We start from the raw sequence: 2367 nt of genomic DNA on the forward strand, positions 1-2367 counted from the left end.
GGTGTTGAATGCGGCAATCCAGAACTGCGCCGCCACGATCTGCCCGAAGGCCTCGCCGAAGAGCACGATACGGGCACGCAGTTCGCGGGCCAGCGGCCGGCGCGAGGGCGGCTGGATGGCCACCGCGGCCAGGGAGCCGACGATCAGGCCGACGTAGGCGAACAGCACGCCGCCCAGCCAGGCCCTGCCGGTGAGTGCCAGCGAACCCGCCTGCCCGCGCAGGTAGCCGGCGACCACGCGCTGCACCTCGGCCGAGCCCTCGGGCAGGTAGGCGCCGATGTCGGGCGGCAGCTTGAGCCGCAGTTCGAGCACGGTGCGCGCGATGTAGTCGAGCAACTCCTTGTACTGGTCGGGGGCGTTGAGCACGAAATCGCGCGCCTCGGCGAAGCCCAGGATCAGCAGGCCGATCGGCGCCAGCATCACCAGCGTCGCCGCCGCCACCCGCGCCAGCGTAGGTGCCGCGCTCCAGGCCGGATCGTTGGCACTGAGCTTGCGCCGCCGCCGCAGGCCGACATCGAGCGCCCGTGCCAGCCAGCGCGTGCCGAGGAAGCCGATGCACACGCACAGCAGGCCCGGAAGCAGGCCCTGCCACATGATCAGCAGCAAGAATCCGGCAATGAGCAGATAGCTCGCCGTGATCACGTAGCGCGAAGAGGCGGCGGTGGTGTCGCTCACGCGGCGAGGGCGCTTCAGGCGACGACCACGGCGGCGCCGGTGCCGCGCTCGGCGATCACGCCGATGGAGTGCACTGTCTCGCCGGCTGCCTGCAGCGTGGCTGCGCAGGCAGCGGCTTCGGCGGCATCGATCACGACCACCATGCCGATGCCGTTGTTGAAGGTCCGGTTCATCTCGATGTCGTCGATGCCGGCCACCTTCTGCAGCCAGGCGAAGAGCTCGGTCTGCGGCCAGCTGCCCTTCTTCAGGTGGGCGGCCGTGCCCTCGGGCAGCACGCGCGGGATGTTCTCGAGCAGGCCGCCGCCGGTGATGTGGGCCAGCGCCTTGATCGGGTGCTTGCCCAGCGCCTCGAGCACCGGCTTCACGTAGAGGTGGGTGGGTTCCATCACGGCTTCGCGGAAGGGCTTGCCGTCGAGCGTCGCGGGCAGGTCGGCGCCAGCGCGCTCGATCACCTTGCGCACCAGGCTGAAGCCGTTGGAATGGACGCCGGCCGAGGCCAGGCCGAGCACCACGTCGCCGGGCTTAACGTCCTGGCCGGTCAGGATCTTCGACTTCTCGACCGCACCGACCGCGAAGCCGGCCAGGTCGTATTCGCCGGCCGGGTACATGCCGGGCATCTCGGCGGTCTCGCCGCCGATCAGCGCGCAGCCGCTCAGTTCGCAGCCGCGGGCGATGCCGCCGACCACCGCCGCGGCGGTGTCGACATCGAGCTTGCCGCAGGCGAAGTAGTCGAGGAAGAAGAGCGGCTCGGCACCCTGCACCAGGACATCGTTGACGCTCATCGCCACCAGGTCGATGCCGACCGTGTCGTGCATGTTCCACTCGAAGGCCAGCTTGAGCTTGGTGCCGACGCCGTCGGTGCCGCTCACCAGCACCGGCTCCTTGTAGCGCTTGGGCACCTCGAACAGGGCGCCGAAGCCGCCGATGCCGGCCAGCACGCCCTCGCGCATCGTCTTTTTCGCCAGCGGCTTGATGCGGTCGACCAGCGCGTCGCCCGCATCGATGTCGACGCCGGCGTCCTTGTAGCTGAGCGGGGTGGTGGAGTTGGAGTTCATGGGCGGGCCGGGCTGAAGAGGGGGAGTGCGGAAGGAGGAGGACAATGAGGCCGGCAACCGATCTGGCCGGGCCGATAGAATTCGCCACGATTTTAAGGGCGCTGATCGACCCTGCCCCCGCTTGCCACTTCGTGTCCTGCGCCATTTCTCCATGAATCCTTCCTTCGCGTCGTCCGCGCCTTCCCTGCCGTCCCCGGCGGCTTCAGCATGAAGCAGCTCGCGCTCGACATCGGCATCGCCAGCGGCCCGACGCTGGCGGGCTTCTTTGCCGGGCCGAACGAGYCGGCGTTGCGCCACCTGCAGTTGTGGGTCGGCGACGCGCGCGCGCCGACGCTGCATTCGCCGGTGCCGACCTACCTCTGGGGCGAGGGCGGCAGCGGCAAGACGCACCTGCTGGAGGCCGTGCGCGGCCGCCTGCGCGAGCAGGGTGCCAGCGTCGGCTGGCTCGATCCGGCGGCGGTCAACCCGCCCGAGTTCGACGAGCGCTGGGGCGCGGTGCTGCTCGACGACGTCCATCTCTACAACGCGGTCCAGCAGCACGCGGCCTTCAACTGGTTCGTCAACGCCCAGAGCCTGCAGCGCGGCGTGGTCGCGGCCGGCGCCCTGCCGCCGGCCGACCTGCCGCTTCGCGAGGACC

1 protein-coding gene and 2 pseudogenes are annotated in these 2367 nt (G+C 70.0%); 1 reads left to right on the plus strand and 2 read right to left on the minus strand.

Annotated elements, in window-relative coordinates; genetic code table 11:
* Both AC1DY5_RS51670 and purM read right to left on the minus strand, forming a co-directional pair.
* A pseudogene (locus AC1DY5_RS51670) lies at positions 1-675 on the minus strand (AI-2E family transporter); the annotation flags it as partial.
* 14 nt (positions 676-689) lie between these two features.
* Positions 690-1730 (minus strand): phosphoribosylformylglycinamidine cyclo-ligase, encoded by a 1041-nt coding sequence (gene purM, locus AC1DY5_RS51675; RefSeq protein WP_478122019.1) that lies wholly within the window; start codon positions 1728-1730, stop codon positions 690-692.
* A gap of 207 nt (positions 1731-1937) precedes the next feature.
* Here purM and AC1DY5_RS51680 point away from each other — a divergent pair.
* Positions 1938-2367, plus strand: a pseudogene (locus AC1DY5_RS51680) (DnaA regulatory inactivator Hda); the annotation flags it as partial.

The organism is Variovorax sp. P4_D9, assembly GCF_056401695.1.